The sequence below is a fragment of the Protofrankia sp. Cr1 genome (genome assembly GCF_963555865.1).
GTDB lineage: Bacteria > Actinomycetota > Actinomycetes > Frankiales > Frankiaceae > Protofrankia.
The window spans coordinates 4,235-11,106 of the sequence record NZ_CAUVXO010000165.1 but is presented as its reverse complement, the minus strand read 5'-3'; the positions used below and the strand labels follow the sequence as shown (position 1 = coordinate 11,106).

General features: G+C 68.1%; 8 protein-coding genes. 5 read left to right on the top strand and 3 right to left on the bottom strand.

Features of this window, described 5'->3' with window-relative positions; translation table 11 throughout:
- Positions 1-942: protein kinase domain-containing protein (locus tag U9980_RS14355; RefSeq protein WP_322768373.1), on the bottom strand; the 942-nt coding region annotated here is incomplete at its 3' end.
- A gap of 132 nt (positions 943-1,074) precedes the next feature.
- Between U9980_RS14355 and U9980_RS14350 the strand changes: the two genes are divergently transcribed.
- The 3 genes from U9980_RS14350 (at position 1,075) to lipA (ending at position 3,526) form a co-directional block, all read left to right on the top strand.
- A complete protein-coding gene (locus tag U9980_RS14350; protein ID WP_322749055.1) occupies positions 1,075-1,800 on the top strand; it encodes a peptidase E in 726 nt (241 codons plus the stop codon).
- A gap of 86 nt (positions 1,801-1,886) precedes the next feature.
- Positions 1,887-2,591 (top strand): lipoyl(octanoyl) transferase LipB, encoded by a 705-nt coding sequence (gene lipB, locus U9980_RS14345; protein WP_416210277.1) that lies wholly within the window; start codon positions 1,887-1,889, stop codon positions 2,589-2,591.
- Entirely contained in the window at positions 2,588-3,526 is a 939-nt protein-coding gene (gene lipA / locus U9980_RS14340) for a lipoyl synthase (protein WP_322768371.1), read from the top strand. Before lipB ends, lipA begins: the two co-directional genes overlap by 4 nt.
- Before the next feature lie 172 nt (positions 3,527-3,698).
- Here lipA and U9980_RS14335 read toward each other — a convergent pair whose 3' ends face one another.
- On the bottom strand, positions 3,699-3,935 hold the full coding sequence (locus U9980_RS14335) for a hypothetical protein (RefSeq protein WP_322749058.1): 237 nt from the start codon (positions 3,933-3,935) through the stop codon (positions 3,699-3,701).
- A 57-nt stretch (positions 3,936-3,992) separates the two neighbouring features.
- On the opposite strand from U9980_RS14335, the gene U9980_RS14330 reads away from it, so the two are divergent.
- Positions 3,993-4,781, top strand: a complete 789-nt coding sequence (locus tag U9980_RS14330; RefSeq protein WP_322768370.1) for a DUF4191 domain-containing protein — start codon at positions 3,993-3,995, stop codon at positions 4,779-4,781.
- An 8-nt stretch (positions 4,782-4,789) separates the two neighbouring features.
- Here the strand turns inward: U9980_RS14330 and U9980_RS14325 are convergent, their stop codons facing one another.
- Positions 4,790-5,254, bottom strand: a complete 465-nt coding sequence (locus tag U9980_RS14325; protein WP_322749060.1) for an RDD family protein — start codon at positions 5,252-5,254, stop codon at positions 4,790-4,792.
- 182 nt (positions 5,255-5,436) lie between these two features.
- On the opposite strand from U9980_RS14325, the gene glnA reads away from it, so the two are divergent.
- Positions 5,437-6,861: a type I glutamate--ammonia ligase gene (gene glnA / locus U9980_RS14320; protein ID WP_322755521.1), complete on the top strand. Its 1,425-nt coding sequence runs from the start codon at positions 5,437-5,439 to the stop codon at positions 6,859-6,861.
- Positions 6,862-6,872 lie beyond the last annotated feature (11 nt).

Sequence of the window (6,872 nt, the reverse complement as noted above, 5' to 3'; positions counted from 1 at the left end):
CGCACCGGCGGCGCCGTGGGTGGTGCGCGGCGCCCGGATCGGACGCGGCGTCGTGCGGGCGGCCGGCCCTGGCCGCGGGCCGCGCTCGGCGGGCTCGGCGTGGGCGTCGTCGACTCCGGGTGGCGGTGGGGGCAGTGGCAGTGGCGGCAGCGGCAGTGGGGTGACGGCGTTGTTGACGAAACGAACCGGCAGCGGGGTGGCGCTGTGCGCCAACGCCGCGACCAGCTCCTCCGCGGTTGGCCTGCGGACAGGATCATCGACCAGGGCCGGCGCGACCGCCACGGCAACCGCCGCCGCGTCCGGACCGGTCGCCTGCGGCATCGCCGCCAACAACAGGCTCGCGAGATCACTGACATCCACCGCGGGCGTCGCGGACGCACCCGCCAGACCCGCAACACCGACGCCGGCGAGTACCGGTCGGCCGTTGGGCTCCAACAGGACATCATCAGGATCGAGTTGTCCGTGGACGACGCCGGCGGCATGCGCCGCGGCCAATGCCTGGGCCACCGGCAGCCCGACCGTGACGACCTCACCGGGGTCGAGGCGATCCCGCGTCTCCAACAGGTGACCCAGGCTGATCGCCCCGGCAACAGGCTCGGCGACAACCGCGAGGCCCTCGGCGGTGGCAACCACGTCGATGACCGGGAGGAGGTGGGGATGGGAAAGCCCGAGCAGGACCTGCGCCGCTCGCATCGCGGCATCCCTGGCCGCCGCGTCCGGTGGCAGTCGGACGCGGCGGACCACGCACTCGGCCCCCGTGGCCACCACGCGGCCGGCCCAGACCTCCCCGGCACCGCCGCCTCGAACTCGGGCCCGCAGCACCACCCCGCGGACGGCCGGAGTACCCGGAATCCCATGGTAGCCGCGAGAACCCATGGAATCGTCCATTGCTGTCACAAGCAGTGACGGTAGGCCGAAAAGGCCGTTCTGTGCAGCCCTCACCGGAAACCTGTGGATAACTCGTGCGAACAGTTGGTCCGGATAGGTTGGCCGCGCCACGCCACGGAACGACCGCGACACAGAGCAATACAGCGTGGCCCGGCGGAGATACCGTACCGAAACATAGGAGGTACCATGAACATCCTGGCGACCAGCGCCGGCTTCATGCCGGACGGGCGGTGGGGCGCACGGGTCGGCCCGATCATCCACCACGCGCTGCGCCTGGCCGGAAACCCCGCGCGTCCCAAGCTCTGTCTGTTGGCAACCGCCAGCGGCGACGACCCGACAAGCTACGCGCGTTACTACGCGGCACTGGCGCGTGACCTGCCGGACCTGCGCGCGTCCCATCTCGCCCTGTTCCCCATGCCTACCGTGGCCGACGTCCGGGCACACCTGCTGGATCAGGATGTGATCTGGGTGGGCGGTGGCAGCGTCGCGAATCTGCTCGCGGTGTGGCGGACACACGGACTCGATACGATCATGCGGGAAGCCTGGACGGCCGGGGTGGTCCTGGGCGGCGTGTCCGCGGGGTCGCTGTGCTGGCACGTCGGAGGTACAACCGACTCGTTCGGTCCGGACCTGCGACCGGTCACCGACGGGCTCGCGCTGCTGCCGTTCAGCAACACTCCGCACTACGACTCCGAGGCCGGCCGACGTCCGCTGTACCAGAAGCTGGTCGCCGCGGGCTCGCTGCCGCCCGGTTGGGCCACCGACGATGGTGTCGGCCTGCACTTTCGCGGCACCGAACTGGTCGAGGCGGTCGCGGACCGGGCCGAGGCCTTCGCGTGGCGGGTCGAACAGGACCCGACCACGGGGGTGCGGGAGACACGGGAGATCCCCCGGCGCCTGCCGGCGGTGTGACACCGGCAGTGTGACGCCGGCGCTGTCTTCCCCATCGTCTCTGGGAGGATTCCGCAGGTTGGCGTAGCCTCACTTTTGTGGAGGTCATGCGGCTGGGACTGGTTCCCTATGACGATGCCTGGCGGCTCCAGCGTTGCCTGGCCGACCGGCGGATCGCCGCCGAAGTGGACGACACGCTGATCCTCCTGGAACACCCCGGTGTCTACACTGCCGGTCGCCGCACCCAGCCATGGGAGCGCCCCGTTGACGGCACCCCGGTGGTGGACGTCGACCGGGGCGGGAAGATCACCTGGCACGGGCCGGGCCAGCTCGTGGGCTACCCGGTCGTGCGCCTGCCCGAACCGCTGGACCTGGTGGCCTACGTCCGCACGCTGGAGGCCGGGTTGATCGCCGCCTGCGCCGACCTCGGCTTGGCGACCACACGGGTGGCCGGGCGCACCGGCGTGTGGACCACCGACGGTGAGCGCAAGATCGCGGCGATCGGCGTCCGGGTCCGGCGCCGGGTCGCCTACCACGGCTTCGCCCTCAACTGCTGCCCGGATCTGACCGCCTTCACCCGCATCGTCCCCTGTGGGATCACCGACGCCGCAGTGACCAGCCTGAGCCGGGAGCTCGCACGGACCGTGACCCTCCCCGAGGCCCTGCCTGTCGTGGAAGACCACATGGTCGACGTGCTGAGCGCCTTCACGACACGCACCACGGTGCCACGGACCCTACCGGTGTCGACATCCGGACCCCACAAGCCGGTTCGGGGGACCGAGGCAGTGCGAGAGGCGGAGATGTCAGGGTGACCGCGGTGACACCCGAGGGCCGGAAGTTGCTGCGCCTCGAGCTGCGCAACGCGGCCACGCCGATCGAGCCCAAGCCGCCGTGGATCCGGACCCGGCTGCGGACCGGTCCACAGTACTCCGAGATCCTGGGGCTCGTCCGCGACAAGGGCCTGCACACGGTGTGTGAGGAGGCCGGGTGCCCGAACATCTACGAGTGCTGGGAGGACCGGGAGGCGACCTTCCTCATCGGCGGGGACGTGTGTACCCGGCGTTGTGATTTCTGCCAGATCGATTCGGGGCGACCGGCGACGGTCGACCCCGACGAACCGCGCCGGGTCGCCGACTCCGTCCATGCCATGGGGCTGCGCTACGCGACCGTCACCGGGGTCGCACGCGATGACCTACCCGACGGCGGGGCCTGGCTGTACGCCCAGACGGTCCGCGAGATCCACGCACGGTGCGGCGACGTCGGCGTCGAACTGCTGATCCCCGACTTCCACGCCCGGGCCGAGCAGCTCGCCGAGGTGTTCGGGGCGACTCCCGAGGTACTCGCGCACAACATCGAGACGGTGCCGCGGGTGTTCCGCCGGATCCGGCCGGGGTTCGGTTACGACCGGTCGCTGGACGTTCTGCGGGCCGCCCGCGCGGCCGGCCTGGTGACCAAGTCCAACCTGATCCTCGGGCTCGGTGAGGAACCCGCCGAAATCCTCGCGACCATGGCGGACCTGCTCGACGCGGGCTGCGAGCTGCTGACGATCACGCAGTACCTACGGCCCAGCCCACGTCATCACCCGGTGCAGCGCTGGGTGCGCCCCGAGGAGTTCGCCGAGCTGCGGGACGAGGCCGAGCGGATGGGGTTTGCCGGGGTGCTGTCGGGTCCGCTGGTCCGGTCGTCCTACCGCGCGGGCCGGATGTACCGGCAAGCGGTCGAGCAGCGCGCCATCGTCGGGCGCTGAGCGCACCCGGCCGACACAATTATTACCCAGAGTAGCCACTGCGATGGTGCACACGTCCCGGCGGAACTAGGCTCACCGGAAAGTCACTCGTCCGCAACACGTGGATGAAGGTCGAGACCATGATTGACAATGCCTACGACCTGTCCGGGAGGTCTGTGTGGTCGTGTTGAGGTCACTTCTGACCGCGATTGAAGAACTCACCCTCCTGCTGCTGCCACACGGCGGCCAGCGAACCGCGCGCCGCAACGCATGGCGTGCCGCTGTCGATCTTCATGTGGGGGTCGACCAGCACGCCGAGGCCCCGTTGACGGTCGGCCGCATCCCACCACAGACCGGGGGTCGGCTCGCGGTCGCCGCCGAGCGCTGACCAATCGATCACGAAACAGGCAATCACGAAACCGCCGATCATCGCATGGCGAAGACCACGGTAGGGGCATCGTCCGCGCGGGGTCGTAGGCTCGCGGTCATGGCGCGCAGGAACAGGTCCGGCAGTGACTCGCCGAGCACCGGTACGACGAAGGCCGGTACGGCGAAGACAGCACCGACGAAAACAGCACCGACGGGGCGCAAACGACAGGCGGACGCCGGCGACGGCGCGGCCAAGCCGAGTCGCCTCGCACAGATCAGGACGGTGTACCGGCTCACCCGAGAACGTGATCCCCGCGCGCTCTGGTGGTCGCTTGTCGGTCTTGTTGTACCCATTGTCCTTGCGACGCTGCTCGGCGTGCTGGTCGGACCGCTGTGGATGTGGCTGCCCATCGGGATCATGGTGGGCCTTGTCAGCGCCATGAACATCTTCAGCCGACGTGTGCAGCGGACGGCCTATGCCGAAATGGAGGGCCAGCCCGGCGCGGCAGCCGGGATCGTCGAACGCATGCGTGGCGACTGGCGACTCACGCCTGCTGTCGCGATCAACCGCCACCAGGACGTGGTACACCGCGTGGTCTGTCGAGCCGGTGTCGTGATCATTGCTGAGGGACGGGGACGCGGACAACGGGAGCTTCTCGGAAACGAGGTGCGACGCATCCGCAAGGTGATCGGTGAGGCCCCCGTCCACGACATTGTGATCGGCACCGGGCCTGGCGAGACGCCCCTACCCAAGCTGCAGGGAACCCTCATGCGGCTGCCCCGTACCCTACGACGGGGCGAGGTCGACCCCATCGAGCGACGGTTGCGGGCGGTGACCGCACCGGTCCTGCCCATCCCCAAGGGGCCGATCCCCCGCAATATCCCCCGCGGCGGGAAGATCCGGTAATTTTCTGACTATCGTGCGGGCTCGCGAACGATCACGGTGCCGGCAGCACGATCGTGGGTGCCGCGCAGGTCGCGGTCCCAGATGAAGGCCGGGACGAGCAGGCCGAGAAGCACGGTACGGACGGCTGCCCACCACCATCGCGGCCGGCCGTGGTCGCTCACCCGAATGACGCGGGCGCCGACCACGCGCATCCCGATGGTCTGCCCGTTCGCCGCGATCAGGACGAACTCCTCCAGCAGAAACGCAAGGTAGACGGCGAGCCCGCGGGCATCGACCGAGTAGCGGACCCCGAAGAGCACCGGTACGCCCACCAGCAGGTTGGCCACGACGGCGTCCACCGCGAACGCAGCCAGCCGGTGGCCGAAACCCACCACGGCACCAGGGCCTTCCCCCGGTAGGCCGAGCCGTACACCGGGGGGTGTGTCCCGGGGTAGTTGCGGACCTTCCAGCCAGGTTCCGAGAGCGCGTCCCACGGCGCAAGCGTATGCCCCGCGGACACCCCGGGCTTTCAATCACTGAGAGTAACAAATCAGGGCCATGTTACTGCCACGAAACGCCTTCATCATGCTGACGGAACCATATGGGGTTACGGTCCGCATCGGGTCATGGCGTATCCTTCCTATCCACACAGCCATGAAGCTTCCCTGGAGGGTGGATGTTCACAAACGCCGAAGACGTACTTCGCTACATCGCGGACGAGGGCGTTGAGTTCGTCGACGTCCGCTTCTGTGACCTTCCTGGAATTATGCAGCACTTTACGATCCCGACCGAGGTCTTCGCCGAGTCCGTGTTCACCGAAGGTCTGATGTTCGACGGGTCCTCGATACGTGGCTTCCAGGCGATCCACGAGTCGGACATGCTGCTCCTACCCGACCCGAGCACGGCCTTCGTCGATCCGTTCCGCGAACACAAGACGCTCGCGATGACCTTCTTCATCCATGACCCGATCACGAAGGAGGAATACTCCCGCGACCCGCGCAACACGGCGAAAAAGGCCGAAGCCTACCTGCGCGGGACGGGTTTCGCGGACACCGCCTACTTCGGCCCGGAGGCCGAGTTCTACATCTTCGACGACGTTCGTTACGACTACAACCCGTACGGTTCCATGCACGCCGTCGACTCCGTCGAGGCAGCCTGGAACACTGCCCGCAAGGAAGAAGGCGGGAATCTCGGCTACAAGCCCAGGTTCAAGGGTGGCTACTTCCCGGTACCCCCGACCGACCATTTCACCGATCTGCGCTCGGAGATGGTGCGGGCGCTGTTCCGCGCCGGTATCACCGTCGAGATGCAGCATCACGAGGTGGGGACCGCCGGGCAGGCCGAGATCGACATCCGGTACAGCACGCTCCTGCGGACCGCCGACAACCTGATGCTCTACAAGTACATCATCCGCAACGTCGCGCTGTCCCGCGGCAAGACCGTGACGTTCATGCCGAAGCCGCTGTTCCAGGACAACGGCTCGGGCATGCACGTCCACCAGAGCCTCTGGCAGGGTGACGAACCTCTCTTCTACAGCGAAAACGGCTACGGCGGCCTGTCCGAGCTGGCCCGGCACTACATCGGTGGGCTGCTGCACCACGCGCCGGCACTACTGGCGTTCACCAACCCCACCACGAATTCCTACCGGCGCCTGGTGCCGGGCTACGAGGCGCCGGTCAACCTCGTCTACTCGGCGCGCAACCGTTCGGCGTGCTGTCGCATCCCGCTCAGCGGCGTCTCGCCCAAGGCGAAGCGGATCGAGTTCCGCGTGCCCGACCCGAGCTGCAACCCCTACCTGGCCTTCGCCGCCATGCTGATGGCCGGTCTGGACGGCATTCGCAACAAGATCGAACCGCCGGACCCGATCGACAAGGACCTCTACGATCTGCCGCCCGACGAACTGGCCGCGGTGCCGCAGGTGCCGGGATCACTGGAGAAGGTACTCGACGCCCTCGAAGCCGACCACGACTTCCTGACCGAGGGCAACGTGTTCACGCCCGATCTGATCGAGACATGGATCGACTACAAACGCGTCAACGAGGTTGACGCCATCCGCCTGCGCCCCCACCCCTACGAGTTCCAGCTCTATTACGACATCTGACGCCAGACATC

Bases quoted from the DNA above. Each gene is read 5' to 3' on its own strand.
- lipB (WP_416210277.1), top strand. From the start codon at position 1,887: ATGCGGCTGGGACTGGTTCCCTATGACGATGCCTGGCGGCTCCAGCGT.
- U9980_RS14335 (WP_322749058.1), bottom strand. From the start codon at position 3,935: ATGATCGGCGGTTTCGTGATTGCCTGTTTCGTGATCGATTGGTCAGCG.
- U9980_RS14350 (WP_322749055.1), top strand. From the start codon at position 1,075: ATGAACATCCTGGCGACCAGCGCCGGCTTCATGCCGGACGGGCGGTGG.
- U9980_RS14330 (WP_322768370.1), top strand. From the start codon at position 3,993: ATGGCGCGCAGGAACAGGTCCGGCAGTGACTCGCCGAGCACCGGTACG.
- glnA (WP_322755521.1), top strand. From the start codon at position 5,437: ATGTTCACAAACGCCGAAGACGTACTTCGCTACATCGCGGACGAGGGC.